General features: G+C 63.6%; 14 protein-coding genes and 1 tRNA gene. 5 read left to right on the top strand and 10 right to left on the bottom strand.

Annotation, left to right across the window (positions count from 1 at the left end):
• Positions 1 to 7 precede the first annotated feature (7 nt).
• A complete protein-coding gene (gene aroC / locus RSD66_RS09400) occupies positions 8 to 1,093 on the bottom strand; it encodes a chorismate synthase (RefSeq protein WP_415287455.1) in 1,086 nt (361 codons plus the stop codon).
• Positions 1,094 to 1,104: 11 nt separating this feature from the next.
• Entirely contained in the window at positions 1,105 to 1,836 is a 732-nt protein-coding gene (locus RSD66_RS09395) for a J domain-containing protein (protein WP_415287454.1), read from the bottom strand.
• 163 nt (positions 1,837 to 1,999) lie between these two features.
• Here RSD66_RS09395 and pdxH point away from each other — a divergent pair, with 163 nt between their 5' ends.
• Positions 2,000 to 2,656: a pyridoxamine 5'-phosphate oxidase gene (pdxH, locus tag RSD66_RS09390; RefSeq protein WP_415289586.1), complete on the top strand. Its 657-nt coding sequence runs from the start codon at positions 2,000 to 2,002 to the stop codon at positions 2,654 to 2,656.
• Between the two features lie 10 nt (positions 2,657 to 2,666).
• Here pdxH and RSD66_RS09385 read toward each other — a convergent pair whose 3' ends face one another.
• Together RSD66_RS09385 and udk are read right to left on the bottom strand one after the other, a co-directional pair.
• Positions 2,667 to 3,281 carry a TetR/AcrR family transcriptional regulator C-terminal domain-containing protein gene (locus tag RSD66_RS09385; protein ID WP_415287453.1) on the bottom strand — a complete coding sequence of 205 codons (615 nt, stop codon included), beginning with the start codon at positions 3,279 to 3,281 and terminating at the stop codon, positions 2,667 to 2,669.
• 83 nt (positions 3,282 to 3,364) lie between these two features.
• The gene (gene udk, locus RSD66_RS09380; protein ID WP_415287452.1) at positions 3,365 to 4,009 is read right to left on the bottom strand and encodes a uridine kinase; all 645 of its coding nucleotides are present in this window, start codon (positions 4,007 to 4,009) and stop codon (positions 3,365 to 3,367) included.
• Positions 4,010 to 4,181: 172 nt separating this feature from the next.
• On the opposite strand from udk, the gene RSD66_RS09375 reads away from it, so the two are divergent.
• Both RSD66_RS09375 and RSD66_RS09370 read left to right on the top strand, forming a co-directional pair.
• Complete coding sequence (locus RSD66_RS09375) at positions 4,182 to 5,813, top strand: long-chain-fatty-acid--CoA ligase (protein WP_415287451.1); 1,632 nt, start codon at positions 4,182 to 4,184, stop codon at positions 5,811 to 5,813.
• 17 nt (positions 5,814 to 5,830) lie between these two features.
• A complete protein-coding gene (locus RSD66_RS09370) occupies positions 5,831 to 6,511 on the top strand; it encodes a DUF1499 domain-containing protein (protein WP_415287450.1) in 681 nt (226 codons plus the stop codon).
• Here the strand turns inward: RSD66_RS09370 and RSD66_RS09365 are convergent.
• Together RSD66_RS09365 and RSD66_RS09360 are read right to left on the bottom strand one after the other, a co-directional pair.
• Positions 6,508 to 7,425 carry an MBL fold metallo-hydrolase gene (locus RSD66_RS09365; protein WP_415287449.1) on the bottom strand — a complete coding sequence of 306 codons (918 nt, stop codon included), beginning with the start codon at positions 7,423 to 7,425 and terminating at the stop codon, positions 6,508 to 6,510. The genes RSD66_RS09370 and RSD66_RS09365 overlap by 4 nt on opposite strands.
• Before the next feature lie 38 nt (positions 7,426 to 7,463).
• Positions 7,464 to 7,997, bottom strand: a complete 534-nt coding sequence (locus RSD66_RS09360; protein WP_415287448.1) for a hypothetical protein — start codon at positions 7,995 to 7,997, stop codon at positions 7,464 to 7,466.
• 286 nt (positions 7,998 to 8,283) lie between these two features.
• Between RSD66_RS09360 and RSD66_RS09355 the strand changes: the two genes are divergently transcribed.
• Entirely contained in the window at positions 8,284 to 11,469 is a 3,186-nt protein-coding gene (locus RSD66_RS09355) for a TonB-dependent receptor domain-containing protein (protein WP_415287447.1), read from the top strand.
• A gap of 229 nt (positions 11,470 to 11,698) precedes the next feature.
• Here RSD66_RS09355 and RSD66_RS09350 read toward each other — a convergent pair.
• Positions 11,699 to 11,775: transfer RNA gene (locus RSD66_RS09350), tRNA-Asp, on the bottom strand.
• A 197-nt stretch (positions 11,776 to 11,972) separates the two neighbouring features.
• Entirely contained in the window at positions 11,973 to 14,150 is a 2,178-nt protein-coding gene (locus RSD66_RS09345; protein ID WP_415287446.1) for a S9 family peptidase, read from the bottom strand.
• A gap of 72 nt (positions 14,151 to 14,222) precedes the next feature.
• Between RSD66_RS09345 and RSD66_RS09340 the strand changes: the two genes are divergently transcribed.
• Positions 14,223 to 15,026: a S1 family peptidase gene (locus RSD66_RS09340; protein WP_415287445.1), complete on the top strand. Its 804-nt coding sequence runs from the start codon at positions 14,223 to 14,225 to the stop codon at positions 15,024 to 15,026.
• Here the strand turns inward: RSD66_RS09340 and RSD66_RS09335 are convergent.
• Both RSD66_RS09335 and RSD66_RS09330 read right to left on the bottom strand, forming a co-directional pair.
• Positions 15,011 to 15,874: a hypothetical protein gene (locus tag RSD66_RS09335; RefSeq protein WP_415287444.1), complete on the bottom strand. Its 864-nt coding sequence runs from the start codon at positions 15,872 to 15,874 to the stop codon at positions 15,011 to 15,013. The genes RSD66_RS09340 and RSD66_RS09335 overlap by 16 nt on opposite strands.
• Positions 15,875 to 15,943: 69 nt before the next feature.
• Complete coding sequence (locus RSD66_RS09330) at positions 15,944 to 17,728, bottom strand: acyl-CoA dehydrogenase (protein ID WP_415287443.1); 1,785 nt, start codon at positions 17,726 to 17,728, stop codon at positions 15,944 to 15,946.
• Positions 17,729 to 17,865: the final 137 nt, after the last annotated feature.

Genomic DNA, 17,865 nt, shown 5'->3' with positions numbered 1-17,865 from the left:
TCTATGTTCAGCCTACCTGCGCCCGGTGCCGCAGCATGGCGTCGGCCAGGACGATGGCGGCCATCGCCTCGACCACCGGCACGCCGCGCAAAGCGACGCACGGGTCGTGACGGCCCTTGGTGCGCAGATCGACTTCGGCGCCGTCGCGGTTGATCGACTGGCGCAGGGTCAGGATGGAGGAGGTCGGCTTGAACGCCACTCGCGCGGTAAGGGGCTGGCCCGAAGAAATGCCGCCCAGTACGCCGCCCGCCTTGTTCGACAGGAAAACCGGCCGGCCGTCCGCGCCCAGGCGCATTTCGTCGGCATTGTCCTCGCCCGACAGCTCGGCTGCGCCGAAACCGGCGCCGATCTCGACGCCCTTGACCGCGTTGATGGACATCAGGCCTGCAGCCAGCTCAGCGTCCAGCTTGCCGTAGAGGGGCGCGCCCCAACCGGCGGGCACGCCCTTGACCTCCAGCGCCACGACGGCGCCGATGGACGAGCCCGCCTTGCGCACGCCGTCCAGATACTCTTCCCAGGCGGGCACGACCTCGGCCGAGGCAGCGAACAGGGGGTTGTCGTAGACGGCGCCGAAGTCGATGGCGTCGTCGGCGATGCGATGCGGGCCGAGCTGGACCACGCCCGCGTGGATGCCGATGCTCTCTCCCAGCACCTTGCGGGCGACGGCGCCGGCCGCCACGCGGCTGGCCGTTTCGCGCGCGGAGGAACGGCCGCCGCCGCGATGGTCGCGCACGCCGTATTTGCTTTGATAAACGTAGTCGGCGTGGCCGGGGCGGAAGGCGCGGGCGATCTCGCCATAGTCCTTGGACCGCTGATCGGTGTTCTCGATCATCAGGCTGATCGGCGTGCCGGTCGTGACCGGGCCGTTTCCGTCATCGAAGACGCCGGACAGGATTCGGACCTGGTCGGCCTCCTGCCTCTGGGTGACGAAGCGGCTGCCGCCGGGCTTTCTCAGGTCGAGCCAGGGCTGAATGTCGGCTTCGGTCAGCGGGATCAGCGGCGGGCAGCCGTCGACGACGCAGCCGATGGCCGGGCCGTGGCTTTCGCCCCAGGTGGTGATGCGGAACAGATGGCCGAAGGTGTTGTGCGACATGACGGCGAGGCTTAAGCCGCCATGCGCTGCGGCGTCCAGACCCGAGTGAAACGAAGCAGCATATCCTCGGCCGCTGAGGGCAGTTCGTCAGACGGAATCAGCTTCACGAACAGGTCGCCTGCGGGACGCCGGCCACGCGCGGGCAGGCCCAGGCCCGGCATGCGCAGGCGAACCGGCGCGGTCATGTCCGGCACCAGCCATGCCGGTTGCCGCCCGGCGTGGGTGTCGATCTCGATCCGTCCGCCGTCTCGCATCAGTCGCGAGGCGATCGGCCAGTCCATGAACAGGTCCGCGCCCAGCACCGACAGGCCATCTGCAGGGCGGATCAAGACCGGGATCAATCCCTTCACGCCCTTCAGGCGAATACGATCCGCCGTTCGTACGCCGGGCGGGACATGCACCAGCAGCTGGCGGCCTGACGCCCTGACGCAGACGGTTCCGCCGCTCAGCGCCTGCATGGGGGTCAGCACGATTAGAGACGGGAGAACCTGGCGCGCCGGAGGGGGCGTCTCGGCTCGGCTTTCGACGCGAACAGGCGGGGGCAGGGCGGGGAGTTGCGCCTGCAGCAGGCGGTAGGCGGCGACTGTTCTTCTGAACCGCTCGGCGTCGCCATCGGGATGGTCGGGGTGAACGGCCTTCACAGCGGCGCGAAACGCCGCCGTCAGCCCATCGGCGTCCGCGGGGCCGCGCAGCCGCAACAGCATCCGTGCCTCGGCCATGGAAAGAAACGGCTGCGCGTTCATGGCGCCACCGTGCGGGACTATGGTCAAGACGAGGTTAACCGTCTTCCGATGCGGCGACGCGGAACAGGGTGTGCGGCGACGCTTTGGGCTATTGACACAGGAGCCATGTCAGCCAGGGATGGCCCGCGCCTTTATGCGGCCTCAGGAAGCCTTGTTAGTGACTATGTCGGTTATCCCGCCCAGCCCATCCGCAGACGATTACGCCGCCCAGTTGGCGGCCAACGCCGATGACACGATCTTTGATCGTGATGAGCCGATCGGCCTGTTCGTCGAATGGCTGGAAGAGGCCAAGCGCAGCGAGCCGAACGACGCCAACGCTATGGCGCTGGCCACCGTCGATGCAGAAGGCATGCCCGACGTCCGCATGGTTCTGTTGAAGAACGTCGATGCCCGGGGCTTCACCTTCTTCTCCAACCAGGAGAGCGCCAAGGGTGAGCAGCTATGGGCCCATCCGGCGGCCGCCCTGCTGTTTCACTGGAAGAGCCTGCGACGCCAGGTCCGCGTACGCGGCGCGGTCGAGCGCGTCAGCGCCGAGGAGGCCAGCGCCTATTTCGCCAGTCGGGCGCGGGAAAGCCGCATCGGCGCCTGGGCCTCAGACCAGTCTCGCCCTCTCAGCAGCCGCGATGCGCTGGAGGCGAGGGTCGCCGAACAGACGGCGAGGTTCGAAGGCGAGGAGGTGCCGCGTCCGGACCGCTGGACCGGCTGGCGCGTTCTTCCTCAGCAGATCGAGTTCTGGCGGGACCGTCCGTTCCGCCTGCATGATCGGCTGCGGTTCGATCGCGTGGCGGAGACCTGGTCGACCAGCCGCCTGTGGCCGTAAAAACGGCCTCTCAGGCCTGATAGCGTGACAGGAAGGTCCGCACGGCGTCGGCGGCGATCTCGGCCGTTGCGCGTTGGGCGCGGACCTGGCCGCCCGTGACCATGGGCACGAAAAAGACGGGATGCTCGATCATTCCCATCAGTTGCCCTGCCGCCCAGGAGGCCTTTTCCAGCTTCAGATCGCCGCTGGCCTCCATCTCGTTCAGCGCGACGATCAGCGGCCCGCCGAAATCGTTCTTCGCCTTGTCGAAAAAGGCGATGGCCAAGGCTTCAAATCGCGACCGTTCCGTGATGACCAGGCGGAAAATGGCCTGGACGAAGGCGTCGCTCATGAAGTCGGCATAGGTTGTGAGGAAGCCCAGCAGACGCTCTTGCGGCGACCCGGTGCAGTTCTGGACCGCTGACATTCTGACCGTGAAGTCGGCCGCCGCCTCTTCTATCACCGCGGCAAAGAGGGCGGCCTTGTTCTCGAACATCGCATAAAGGGTGGCGGTCGAGACGCCGGCCTCTCGTGCGATCGGCTCCATCCGCGTGCCGACATAGCCTTCGGTGATAAAATGCTGCCGCGCCTGCCGGACCAGCGCCGTGCGCCGAGGGTCGTCGATAGCGTTGATAGGGGCCGTCATGGCGTTCACCAGCCTTTCGCCGGAGATTGCCTTTAAGTCGCCTCAATTGCAACGGGATCGTAAAACGTCACGCCTGACCGTCGTTACGCCAGCCAGGTCTCCAGCAGGGGGTGGGCGAGGACGGGCGCGGCCAGCCGCACGACGGCCTGGGGGTCTTCCAGACGCACGGCCGCCGTGGCGTCGGCGACGATGAAGTCAGCGTGGACTCGCGACGGCTCGGTCAGCCGTTCATGGCCGGGCCGGACGGTGCCGAGGTACTGTTGAATGACTGATTCCGCCGTGCGGCCGCGTTCAGTCTGATCACGCAGCAGCCGTCGGATGAAGCGGATGTCCGCAGGCGTATCGACGAACACCTTGATATCGAACAGCGCCGCCAGGGCGGGCGTGCATAGCAGGTGCGTGCCTTCGACGACGATCACGTCAGTGGCGCTGACCGGTTCGCCCTGCGCCTCTCGCCCGTGATGGATGAAGGAATAGACGGGCGCCGTTATGGCCTGTCCGCTCTTGAGCGCAGCCAGATCGGCGATCAGCAGATTGTGATCGCGCGCCGCCACGTCGTCGAAATCATGCGTCGCGGCGTCGAAGCCGGGAACGGACGCGGCGTCCAGATAGTAGGAATCTTCCCGCAACAGCGTGGCTATGCCGTCGGGCAGGGAGGAAACAAGGGCTTCGGCTAGGGTGCTCTTGCCCGAGCCCGAACCGCCGGTGATTGCGATCAAGATGGTCATGGGCGCTCTACTTCCTCCGGACGCGTTGTAAGGCAAGCCCGGCGTGGGCGGTTTTAAGGCGATCTGTCGCGGGCAGGCTTCCCTTGCGTCACGTTGCCTGTGGCGGTTCACCTGTCTTAGCGTGGCGACAAGCGCTGCTTTCAATCAGGCGCACATACGAGGGAAATGCCGAATGCTGGGTATGATGCAGGACTGGCCGTTGACGGTCGACAAGATCCTGGACCACGCGAAGAACTGGCACGGGGGACGCGAGGTCGTGACCCGCTCGGTCGAAGGGCCGATCGTCCGCACCACCTACGCCGCCATCCATGATCGCGCGCGCCGGGTTTCGAACGCCTTGCTGGCCTGGGGGATCAAGCCGGGAGATCGTGTGGCCACCCTGGCCTGGAACACCGGCAACCACATGGAGACCTGGTACGGGATCATGGGGATCGGCGCCGTCTGCCACACCCTGAACCCCCGTCTTTTTCCCGAGCAACTGGCTTACATCATCAACCATGCCGAAGATCGGGTCATCTTCACCGACCTGACCTTCGTGCCGCTGCTCGAAGCCGTCCTGCCGCACTGTCCGACGGTCGAGCGGGTCATCGTGATGACCGACGCCGCTCACATGCCTCAGGCCAAGCTGCCGAAAGCCGAGGCCTATGAGAACGTTCTGGAGCAGGTCAGCAGCGACGTGGTCTGGGGCGGCTTTGACGAGCAGACCGCCTGCGGCCTCTGCTACACCTCGGGCACGACCGGCAATCCGAAGGGCGTGCTGTATTCGCACCGTTCGAACTTCATCCATACCCTGCTGGGCCTGCAATCGACGGTCATGGGGGCGACGCCCAGCGAAGTGATCCTGCCTATCGTGCCGATGTTTCACGCCAATGCCTGGGGCATAGCCTTCGGCGGGCCGGCAGCCGGATCCAAGCTGGTCATGCCGGGCGCCAAGATGGACGGCGCCTCTGTCTATGAACTGATCGAGACTGAAGGCGTGACCTTCTCGGCCGCTGTGCCGACGGTCTGGCAGGGGCTGTATGGTCATATGGTCGAGAACGGGCTGAAGTTTTCGACCCTGCGCAAGGTTCTGATCGGCGGGTCCGCCTGTCCTGAGGCCCTGATCCGAGGCTTCCAGGACCAGTTCGGCGTCGAGGTGGTTCACGCCTGGGGCATGACCGAGACGTCGCCGATCGGCACCATCGCTAACCTGACGCCTGAGCTGAAGGCCAAGCCCTATGACGAGCAGATGGCCTGGCGTCTGAAGCAGGGCACGCCGCCGCTGGGCGTCGAACTGAAGATCAAGAATTACGGCGGGCAGGAAATGCCCCATGACGGCAAGACCTTCGGCCGGGTCATGGTCAAGGGACCGACCATCGCTGGCGCCTATTTCAAGGGCGAGGGCGGGGACATCCTGGACCACGAGGGCTTCTTCGACACGGGCGACATCGCCAGCGTGGACGCCTACGGCTTCATGCAGATCACCGACCGCGCCAAGGATGTGATCAAGTCTGGCGGCGAATGGATCAGCTCTATCGACATCGAAAACATCGCCGTGGGCCACCCGAAGGTCGCCCTGGCCGCCGTCATCGGCGCGGCGCACCCGAAGTGGGACGAGCGGCCGGTGCTGTTAATCAAGCTCAAGGAGGGCGAGGCCGAGGACAAGCAGGAGCATCTGGACTTCCTGCAGGGCAAGATCGCCAAATGGTGGATGCCTGACGATGTCGTCTTCGTGGACGACATTCCGCTGGGCGCCACGGGCAAGATTGATAAGAAGACCCTGAGAGAGCGGATGAAGGACTATCAATTGCCCGCCGCTGGCTGACTGCTAGGGAGGACCCCATGTCGACGCCCCGCCCCAAGGGAAACACGCCCGCCAAGCTGCTTCTTGCAACGACGCTGCTGGCGCCGGGCCTGCTGTTGGTTGCGTCCGCAGGAACCCGAGGCGAGCTGTGGAGCACGGACTTCGGCATGGGGGTGCTGGCGCTCACGGTCGGACGCATTCTGGCCTACCTCGGTCTGGCGGCGGCTCTGGTCGCCTGCCTGCTGGCGTTTCGCGAGCGTCGTCTCATGGGTGTCGCCGGCGCCGCCCTGCTGATCGCGGGCGCGACGATCGCAGGCTATGTGCTTCAGGAGCGTCGTTTCACCGACGCGCCGCGCGATGTGACCACGGATGTGAATGAGCCGCCCGCGTTCGCTCGGGGCCTTGCGGCTGAAAGGCGTCTCGCCGGCACAGACGACAGCCATCCTCGGGCCTGTGCGGGACTTGAGCCTGCATCGACGCAGGTTGCGCCTGAAACGGCCGCCTGGGCGCTTGAAAAGGCAGGCTTCACCGTGTTCGGCACGTCTCCCTTCCGAGTTGATGGGCGTAAGCAGAGCGCCTGGTTCGGCGTCACCCACGACGTCACCGTTCGCATCCGCCCTGGCCGGACAGATGTGCGCGTCGCCGGACGAGACAGGCTGAAAATTGGTGATGAAGCCTGCCGCCTCGCCAAGGCGGTGGCGGCCGAACTGACGCCCTAATCGCCTTCGGTTAGCCGCCAGTCGGCGCCAAGCTGGGCTTCAGGCTCGGCATGAACGCGTCCCTCCTTCAGCAGCTTGATCAGGTGGCCCAGCACCGACAGGCTGGCGGCGGGCCAAAGGCGTGCATCCACGGCGGCGTAGAGGATCGGCACCATTTGCGCGATGGTCCGGTCGCCTGCCGCCAGTCGGGCCATGATCTGGGCTTCCCGCTCCAATCGGTGCGCGCGATAGGCCTTCAGGAAGGGCGCGACCTGGGTGATCGCCGGGCCATGCGTGGGCCAGATGGTCGAAAAGCCGCGCGCCAGCACGGCGTCGAGGCTTTGCATATAGGCCGTCATGTCACCGTCAGGCGGCGCCACGACGCTCGTCGACCAACCCATGATATGGTCGCCGCTGAACAGGGCGTTCTCTTCCCTTAGAATGAAGGCCATGTGGTTCGAGGCATGGCCGGGCGTCGCCATCGCCTCCAGGGTCCAGCCGTCGCCCTCGAACCGTTCTGCGCCGGTCAGGACGATATCGGGACGGAAATCCTCGTCGTCATCCTCATCCAGGCCGCTGTCCGAGGCGTGAATGGTGCGCGCGGGCGGCTGCATGGCCAGGATCGGCGCGCCGCCGACCGCTTCTGCGAACGGACGGGCGAGGGGGGCGTGGTCGCGGTGCGTATGAGTGACCAGCACATGACTGACCGTGCGTCCGGCCACCGCGCGCAGCAGGGCGTCCAAGTGAACGTCATCCAGCGGGCCAGGGTCAATGACCGCCACGCCCGCGCCAGGCCTATCCCGGCCGATGATATAGGTCCCCGTGCCTGTGAAGGTGAAAGGCCCGGGGTTGTCCGCAATGACGCGCTGGATCAACGGCGAGACCTGATCGCGCCGTCCATAGGCGAAGTCGAACTGGCGAACGTAAGGGATCATGGCCAGCTTCTCTGCGCGCCGTCAGCCTTAAGTTCAACCTACTGCCTCTTCACCCGTACGGCGCGGCTCTTTCCCGCAGTCAGCAGAAAGCTGCCCAGAGCGGCGCGACGGACGCGCACTTCTGTCCCGTTTCGATTTTGGAAACGAACCGGGGCGGAATCGATTTGTCGCCATTCGCTGCCATCGGCCAGCCGGAAGGTCCATTTCCCTTCATGATCCTGGCCCGCGCCCAGCAAGGTCGTTTCCACCGAATCGAGATCGGATTCGCCCTGCTCTCCATCGCTGCCTCTGCTGAAAAGAGCGGGCAGAGCCGGAGCGCTGAAGCCGAATAACTGACGACGCGCTTCGCGAATCTGCTGGCGCTCCATCACCACCAGTTCGCCCTGGCGTTCAGCCGTATCCAAAGCGTCCGCCGTTCGATCAAAGCAGGCCAAGCGCGCCGTTGCATCCGGCATCGCCCGGCACTCCGACAGCGCACTCAGCATGGCTGAGCGCTCAATGGTGTGAACTTGCGCCACGACGTCGCTGCTGAGGACGAACGCGCTGATTGTGGCGGCGCAAAGGGTCAACATTAGTCGCATTTTAGCCCCATTCGAAATTTCAGTTTTGACAAGGAAAAGTCCGTCATGCCCTAAGCGCGTTCAAATTCATGCCCGTCATGGCGTGGCGAAATTACGACATATGAGAGGCGCAATCGTAACTGTCATGTAATTTGCATGGCCTATATTCGATCCGCATGCCTACCCTGCTGTCTGGATATCGGCGGAACGTCCAGCCTGGATGCCGTCCGAGGTTATCCGTGGTCGACGGGTGGAGGGGGACTTCACCGGAGTCGATCACCACTTAGGAGGATGAACCTTGAAGCTTCAGATCAAACGCGAGCGTCTGCTGACGTCGACGATGATCGCGGGTCTCGCCTTGGCCGGCTTCGCCGCGCCGGCGATGGCCCAGACCACGTCCGGCGCCCAGGCCGATCAACCCAGCCAAGTCAGCGACATCGTGGTCACGGGGTCGCGCCTGCGTCAACCAAACCTCACCACCACCAGCCCGGTGACGCAGGTGACGGGCGAGGATATCGACGTTCAAGGCGTGACGCGCGTCGAGGACCTGGTGTCGCAGCTGCCGCAGGCCTTCGCCGCGCAGAACTCTACCGTCGCCAACGGCGCCTCGGGTACGGCGACCGTGTCGCTGCGGAACCTGGGCTCGTCGCGCACCCTGGTGCTGATCGACGGCAAGCGGATGGGCTATGGCTCGCCTCAGGATGACGCAGCCGACCTGAACCAGATTCCTGGTCAGATGGTCGAGCGAGTTGAAGTTCTGACCGGCGGGGCTTCAGCCGTCTATGGCTCGGATGCCGTCGCTGGCGTGGTGAACTTCATCATGCGCCGTAATTTCGAAGGTATCGAAATCGACGCGCAGTATGGTTTCAATCAGCATAATAATAATTATGACGGCGTAGGTAACGTTCGCGACGTTCTAGCCGATCGAGCTGCTGGAAACCCGTCACAATATATGATGCCAGACGATAACGTCTATACGGGCTTCAGCCGCGAGATAAATATCTTGATGGGCGTCAATGCCCCTGATGATCGCGGCAACATCACGCTGTATGCGGGCTACCGGAAGAACAATAAGGTTCTTGGACGGGATTACGATTATTCGGCCTGCTCCCTTGGCGCCCCCGCAGCAGGTACGCCAGACTCTTTCCAGTGCGCGGGTTCAGGCACGTCTTATCCAGGTTTGTTCTCCGATTTTGGGAGCAATGAATTCAAGATTGGCGGCGTTGATGTAAACCCGATGCCGAGCTTCGACTTGACGCTTGGTAACGGCGGATTCCGAGACTACTCGGGTGCGGATGCCTATAACTTCGGGCCGTTGAACTATTTTCAGCGACCAGATGAGCGCTACACCTTGGGTGCGTTCGGACATTATGACGTTACTGACAAGATTGAAGTTTATACGCAATTGATGTTTAGCGACTATTCTACAGTCGCCCAGATTGCGCCGTCCGGGAATTTCTTTGGCGAATTCAAAGGTGGATTCCGCACTACGGATGGATCTTCATATGTGAACTGCGATAATCCGCTTCTGAATGCTGTCCAGGCGGCGGCTATCGGTTGTGGGGCGGCGGCTCAAGCCGCCTACGATACCTTCGTCTGGATCAATCCGGCGACTGATCTGCCCGAACTGTCGGACGCAACAAACCCTGATGCTTTCCGTCTGCTCGACGATCCGAACTATGTGCCGATGTTTATCGGTCGTCGTAACGTTGAGGGCGGCGGGCGCCAGTCTGATATTCGCTATCAAGCCTATCGAGGCGTGGTGGGCGCTCGCGGTGATCTCAATGATGCGTGGAGTTACGATGTTGCAATTCAGTATTCTCGCTCGCAGTTTACCAACATCTATCGCAACGAGTTCTCAAATACGCGCCTAGCACGAGCGCTGGATGTTGTAGCAGATCCGGTTACCGGTAATCCGGTGTGTTCGTCTGTGTTAGCCGGCATCGATGCCGAGTGCGTCCCGTATAACATCTTCCAAGAAGGTGGCGTGACCCAAGAGGCGTTGAATTATCTGCAGGTCCCCTTGGTTGCGACGGGGTGGACCACCCAGCAGGTTGTGACGGGTTCTATGACGGCGGATCTCGGTGCTTACGGTTTGAAGACGCCGTGGGCTTCGCGAGGCGTCCAGGCGGCGTTTGGTGCTGAGTATCGCCGTGACGCCCTGGATCTGACCCCTGACGTTTCGTTCACGTCGGGTGATGGGGCTGGCCAAGGCGGCCCGACCTTGGGTCTAAACGGCGCCAATCAGGTGTATGACGTCTTTGTCGAAGCCCAAGTGCCGATCGCGGAAGGGATGGCTTTTGCTGATCAGTTGTCGGTCGACTTGGCGTATCGTCACTCAGAGTATGAGCTAGGCGGCGGTACTGATTCCTGGAAGTTCGGCGCGGATTGGGCGCCGGTTTCGTCGGTTCGCTTCCGTGCCAGCATGCAGCGTGCTGTTCGGGCGCCAAATGTCATTGAGTTGTTCACCGCGCAGGGCTTCAACCTGTTCGATATGGACAACGACCCTTGTGATGACCTGAATGACGATGCAGGCGGCGTTAATGGAAGCATTCCCGCATCTTGTATCGGTAACAATCCTTGGCAGGTCTCAGACTCTCAGTCGCAAAGTGGTGCGTTGAGCAGCCCTGCGGGTCAGTATAATGTTCTTCAAGGTGGGTCGGCTGATCTTAATCCGGAGGAGTCAGATACTCTGACCCTAGGCGTTGTTTTTACGCCTGTATTCCTTCCAGGGTTCAATCTGACTGTTGATTATTTCAACATTAAGGTCGATAACCTGATCTCCTCTATCGGCGAGCAAAACTCGCTTGATGCGTGCTATACGGCTGGTCTACAAGCCGCTTGCGATAACATTCAAAGAAACGCAAATGGTCAGTTGTGGATCGGGTCGGGTAATGTGCGCGACCTCAATACCAACATTGGCGGCTTGAAGACGTCTGGCGTCGATATCGCAGCCAACTATAATGTCGATCTGGCCGACTTCGGTTGGGAGCGGGCAGGTACGCTTGGCTTCTCCATGGTCGGCACCTGGATCGAGAAGCTCGAAACCGATACTGGCTTAGGCTTCGACAACTCGGTGTATGATTGTGCGGGCTTCTACGCCAACCAGTGCGGCGTGCCGAACCCGGAATGGCGCCATCGTATGCGCGTTGACTGGGGAACTCCGATCGATGGCCTGAATATCAACGGCACCTGGCGTTATTATGGCCCGGCTGAAATTGCTGTTCTGGGTGCAGACGGGAGCTTGAACAACGCTGCTGCAGGCCGCCTGGATCGAGAACTGGATGCTCAGAACTATTTCGATCTGGCTGGAACCTGGCAGATGCGGGACAATATCTCGGTGCGCATGGGCGTGAATAACGTCTTTGACTCCGATCCTCCGCTGTCCTACTCGGTTGGCACGACGGGTAACAACAACACTTATCCGCAACTCTACAACGCCATGGGCCGTTACTTCTTCTTCGGCGTTACGGCTAACTTCTAAGTCTCCACGGAGATTTGAAGCGAGGCGGCGAGCTTTCGGGCTCGCCGCCTTTTTTCTTTGAGCGTTGTAAACCGGGAAGAGCCTAGGAACTGGCGCTCATGGACGAGGAACAGGGAGAATACCGCACACGAAATCGCAAGGCGGCCCTTATGCGCGCCTGCGGGTCGGTTTTGATTTTCAGGAGAAGAGGGAAGGGCGGTGCGCCACTCCCTCAAAGCCTTGAGAGGAGTGGCGCGAGTGACGGGGCTCGAACCCGCGACCTCCGGCGTGACAGGCCGGCACTCTAACCAACTGAGCTACACCCGCGTTGCTCTCCCTGCGAGGAGGAGAGGAAGGAGCGGATACGGGGCGTGGTCGCTTCGGTCAAGCGCATTGTCGCGCTTTTTGATAAAAATCTGCGAATTCAGTTGTTAGCGACGTTTTCCGAGGCTCGCTGCTCTGGTGGAGGCGGGGGCGTCGCGCGCGCCGACGTCCCCCGCATTGATGCAGCGCGCCTGCCTGGCTCAGGCCTTCTCCCAGCCCTTTTCGACAGCCCAGACGGCGAAGGCGTAATCGTGGGCGATGTCCTTCAGGTAGTCGAACCGGCCTGACGAGGCGAAGTGGCCCGCTTCCATGTTGATCTTCAGCAGCACCGGCTTGCCGGAAGTCGAGGCGGGACGCAGTTTCGCCACCCACTTCTCAGGCTCCCAATAGGTCACACGCGGATCGGACAGGCCGCCCGTCGCCAGCAGGGCGGGATAGGGCTTGGCATCGATCTGGTCGTAGGGGCTGTAGGACAGGATGTAGTCATAGGCCGCTGCGTCCTCCAGCGGGTTGCCCCATTCAGGCCATTCCGGCGGCGTCAGAGGCAGGCTGGTGTCGCTCATGGTGTTGATGACGTCGACGAAGGGCACGCCGCCGATCACGCCGGCCCAGAGTTCGGGCCGCATATTAGTGATGGCGCCCATCAGCAGCCCCCCCGCAGAGCGGCCCTCGGCGACGATGTTTCCGGCCCTAGTGTAGTTCTGCGCGATCAGGTGCTCGGCGGCGGCGATGAAGTCGGTGAAGGTGTTCTTCTTGGTGAAGCGGCGCGCTGTCAGGAACCAGTTCCAGCCCTTGTCCGAACCGCCGCGAATATGGGCGATGGCGTAGATGAAGCCGCGATCCACCAGCGACAGACGGTTGGTCGAGAAGCTCGCCGCCATCGGAATGCCGTAGGAGCCGTACCCGTAGAGCAGCAGCGGAGCCGACCCGTCGACCGGAGTGTCCTTGCGACGCAGCACCGTCACCGGCACCAGTTCACCGTCCGAGGCCGGGGCGTTCAGCCGTTCGACCACATAGTCCGCCGGGTTGTGGCCCGAGGGGATTTCCTGAACCTTGCGCAGGGTGCGCTCGCGCGTCTTCAGATCGTAGTCATAGGTCGAGGTCGGCGTCGACGGCGAGTTGTAGCCATAGCGCATGACCGTGGTGTCGAATTCCGACGCCCCGCCCAGCGACAGGGCGTATGCGGGCTCGTCCACGGCGATCTCATGTTCGGCGCCCGCTCGGTCGCGGATGACGATCTTGGTATTGGCGTCGGCGCGTTCCTGGCGGCCCAGATAGTCCTTCACCAGGGCCACGCCCTCGATGAAGCGGCCGGGCGTGTGCGGGATCAGATCCTTCCAGTTGGCTTTGCCGGGCGAGGCGGTCGGGGCCTCCATGACCTTGAAGTCGATGGCGTCGTCGGCGTTGGTGCGGATGACCCAGCGGTCGCCCCAGTGGTCCAGGTCATACAGGCGGCCGACGTGGCGCGGCTCGGCCACCACAGGCGTCGCCGTGGGGTTGGCGGCCGAGATGATGCGGCTTTCCGAGGTTTCCTGATTGCCGATGGTGATGACGATAAAGGCGTCGTCGGCGGTGCGGCCGATGCCCTGGAACATGCCCTCGTCGGTTTCCTCGTTGACCAGGGCGGTCTCGCCGCCGCGCGCCGGGCGCCGGAAGATCTTGTCCGGGCGACCGTTATCGTCGCGGTTGGTCCAGAAGATCCACTGGCTGTCGGGCGAGAAGGTGAAGTTGGCGCTGGCCGATTCGATCGGGTCAGGCAGTACTTCGCCGGTGGCCAGATCCTTCACATAGATCTTGTAGACCTCGGACCCCTGCGCGTCCTCGGCATAGCCGAACAAAGCGTGGTCGGGGCTGTGCTCGGTCGCCGAGACTTCGGAATAGGCCTTGCCCTCGGCCAGCTTGTTGCAGTCGAGCAGGATGACCTCGCCGTCCTTCTGGCCGCGCGGGCGGCGGCAATAAAGGGGGTGCTGGTCGCCGGTGTTGTAGCGGACGTAGTATTCCCACGGGCCGTCGGCGGCGGGGACGGAACTGTCGTCCTCCTTGATGCGGCCCTTCATCTCTTCGAACATCGTGGCCTGCAGCGGCAGGGTCGAGGCCATCATGGCCTCGCGATAGGCGTTCTCGGCCGTCAGGTGCTCCTTGACGTCGGCCTTGATCAGCGACGGGTCGCGCAGCACGGCCTGCCAGTTGTCGTCCTTCATCCACTGATAGTCATCGACGCGGACGCGGCCCAACTGCTCGATGCGGACAGGAACCTTCTTGGCGACGGGCGGCGTGGGTTTGGACATCGAGGCTCCGGTACTCTGGCGGGCAAGGGCGGGGGAGGCGGCGACCACGCCGACGGCGGCGGTCGAGGCGATCAGTTCGCGACGGTTCATGGCGTGGGCTTCCCCCTGAGTATGATTTGAGCCGGACCTTGTGCCCGGCGACGCTCGGCGTCAAATGGCGTCATGGTCATTCAGGATCTTCCGCCCGAACAACCGGCCGTCGTCGCCGCTGCGCCGCCCGAATGGGATCTGACGGTCGGGGTCATCAACGCCACCGTGCAACTGGATCAGTCCATCGACGGCGGGCAGAGGAAGGTCGGCACGGGCTTCCTGATTTCGGCGCCGCGCCTGGATGGGACGCCGCGCGTCCTGTTGGTCACCGCGCGCCATGTGCTGGACGTCATGCCGGGGCGTGAGGCGCGGATAGGCTGGCGGACGGCCGAGGCGGACGGCGTCTGGAAATTCACGCCGGAAACCCTGACCATCCGCGATACGGCGGGCGAACCAGTCTGGACCTCTCACCCCGAACGGGACGTGGCGGTGATGCAGATCTCGGCGCCGCCCGCCTTTGCGCAGGCGGCGATCCCGGCGGGCTGGCTGGCCGATGCGGGGGCGTTTGACCGCTGGCGCATGGGGCCTGGGGATGAGCTGATGGCGCTGGGCTATCCGCACGGACTGTCGGCCAACCGGGCTGGTTTCCCGATCCTGCGGCTGGGACGGATCAGCTCATGGCCGCTGACGCCGATCCGGCATTTCCCGACCTTCCTGCTCGATTTCGTGGTGGCGCAGGGCAATTCCGGCGGACCCGTCTTCTGGACTCCGGCGGCGCGGCGCGTGCCGGGCGCGCCAGCTCTCGACCATCCCTTCATCGCCGGAGTGCTGGTGCAGGAGGTCCAGAGCGGCGGCCAGGGCATCGACCTGGGCGTTGTGGTCCATGCCGACTATGTGCGCGAGACGATCGCCCTTCTGGATCAGTCGGGGGATTGAGGCGGCGTGAATGGCTCGTCGTCGCGTAGCCGCCAATGATCGGGGGCTGCAGGTTCTTCAGGGTATTCCACAGAGCAGTCGAAACGTTCGCAGTATGCCGTCCGGATGCGCCAGGTCGATGCGAGAACGCCTTCGCCGGCTTCGGCATCACGCATCATTTCCTGTATCTCCGGCTCGTCAGAATAATAAGCAAACTCGATAGGCCTTGGCGTTTCGGTCAGGGCGATCATCCGGGCCATCATGCGGATGTTCAGGGCATGGGCCTCTCGCGAGGAGAGGCCATAACGTTGATAGAGGCTGCGGATGAAGGCGGCCTGTTCGGGCGCCACTTCCGTTCTGAGCGCCTCGTCCAGCGCTAAGGGAATGATGTCGTCGCTCAACGGCTCATTATGTATCGCGCGAATCTCGTCGGAGGTTCGGGTCGCCAGTTCGATTTGTTCCGAGGTTGGGGAAGGCCCTGTCCAGCGATCTGTCGGAGGTAGAGGCGGCGGCATGTAAGAGCTGAAAGGCAGCCTTACCGAAAAGCTCAGGTTCTCAGGCGTATCACCGGGCCAATTGGCTTTGATGCGGCCGCGCTTGACGACCTCGACAGCGTGTTGCTCCAGACCAAGGCCGGACGGGCGGGCGTTTACGACGCATTCGCGCGCATAGCCGTCGGCATCAGCTACGCACATCACCACCGCTTTTCCTGCCAGGTTAAGGGTCAGCAAAGCTTCAGGAAAATCCTCTTCGGTTGGAGCCGGAGGAATAGACCAGGCCACGCGGGGCGTTTCGGGCTGCTGCTCTGCTTTGTCGGGAGACTGAACAAGAGCAAGGCCGGACGCGAGTGCTATAGTTGGCAAGATCATCTTTAAAAAAGCCTCCTGCTCCGCACGATGCAGGAGGCTTTGCCGTTTGAACAGTCTTCGACGATCGGATCAGCCCGCGAGCGCGTCCACCGTCATCCGTTGCAGTAGTTCCCCGCCTTGGCCGACTGCGGCCAGACGGCTGGAGACGTGGCCCAGGACGTTGGCTGCATAGACTTCGTAGAGGTCCAGCTTTCCCTGCAGCCAGGCGGCGTCGCCGTCATTGGCGTCCAGTTTCGCCCTGGCCGCCAGGGCGCCCTTGGCCAGCATCCAGCCGCCGACCACGTCGCCCATCAGTTTCAGATAGGCGTCAGCGCCGGCCAGCACGTCGGCGGCGCGGGCTGCGTCCGACTTGGCGTCCAGCAGCCACAAGGTGGCGTCCTCGACCGCCTTGATGGCGGTGGCGAAGCGTTCGACCGGCTTGCCGGTATAGAGGCGGTCGATCTGGGCAAGCGTCGTCTTCATCTCGGCGATCAGGGCCTTGGCCGACTCGCCATTGTCCATCGACAGCTTGCGGCCGACCAGATCCATCGCCTGGATCCCGTTGGTGCCTTCGTAGATCGGAGTGATGCGGGCGTCGCGATAGTATTGGGCTGCGCCGGTTTCCTCGATGAAGCCCATGCCGCCGTGGACCTGAACGCCCAGGGAGGCGACCTCGCAGCCGATGTCGGTGGACCAGGCCTTGGCGATGGGGGTGAACAGGTCCTCGCGGCCCTTCCAGACCTTGCGCTCTTCCTCGGTGCTGGCGTGGCGGGCCAGGTCGGCGGCGACGCCAGTCGACAGGCAGATGGCGCGGGCGGCGGCGACCTTGGCCTTCATCACCGACAGCATCCGACGCACGTCAGGGTGGTCGAAGATCGGCGCGTCTTTCTCGCCGGTCCAGACGCTGCGGCCCTGACGGCGCTCCAGCGCATAGGCCAGGGCGTGCTGATAGGCGCGCTCGGCGACGCCGACGCCCTCGACGCCGACGGCCAGACGGGCCGCGTTCATCATGACGAACATATGGGCCAGGCCCTGGTTCGGCTGACCGACCAGTTCAGCGCGGGCGCCTTCATAGCTCATGACGCAGGTGGGCGAGGCGTGGATGCCCAGCTTGTGCTCGACGCCGACCGGGCGAAAGGCGTTGCGCTCGCCCAGCGAGCCGTCGGCGTTGACGGCGAATTTGGGCGTCAGGAACAGGCTGATGCCCTTCGGCCCCGCAGGCGCGTCGGGCAGGCGGGCCAGCACCAGATGGACGATGTTGTCCGTGGCGTCGTGGTCGCCCCAGGTGATGAAGATCTTCTGGCCGGTCAGGGCGTAGGTTCCGTCGCCGTTGGGAACCGCCGTCGCCGTCAGGGCGCCCAGGTCGGACCCGGCGTGCGGTTCGGTCAGCACCATTGCGCCAGTCCATTCGCCGCTGACCAGCTTGGGCAGATAGGTCGCCTTCTGGTGCTCGTTGCCGACCTGCTCCAGCGCCTCGATGGAGGCCAGCGACAGCATGGGGCACAGGCCGAAGGCCATGTTGGCCGAGTGGACGGTTTCATAGGCCGCCAGCTCCAGCGCCTTGGGCAGGGCCTGTCCGCCCGCCTCGACCGAGGCGGTCAGGCTGGTCCAGCCGCCCGCCGCAAACTGCTGATAGGCGTCGGCGAAACCGGGAGCGGCCGTCACGGCGCCGTTGGCGTATTTGGCGCCCACCAGGTCGCCGGGGCGGTTCAGCGGAGCCAGAACCTCTTCGGAAAACTGACCGGCGGCGTCCAGCACGGCCGAGGCGACATCGGCGTCGTAATCGGGAAAGGCGCCGGTCGCCGCCACCTGGCCGATCCCGGCCACGGCGTCGAGGGCGAAGGCGATGTCACGGACGGGGGCGCGGTAGCTCATCGGTTATCCTCAGAAAGACGTTGCGCTTCTGTCGGCCCCTGCGCTGTTGGGCGCAAGCCTGCTTGGACTTTGGTCGAGTTTCCGCGCACTGTACGCGCCTGTTTGAACGGCTGACGCCGCGTAAGGAAAGAGCGACC

Source organism: Brevundimonas sp. S1H14 (assembly GCF_047716865.1).
Lineage (GTDB): Bacteria > Pseudomonadota > Alphaproteobacteria > Caulobacterales > Caulobacteraceae > Brevundimonas > Brevundimonas naejangsanensis.
Note: the sequence above shows the minus strand (reverse complement) of the source record. Positions and strands in the feature narration are given on the sequence as shown.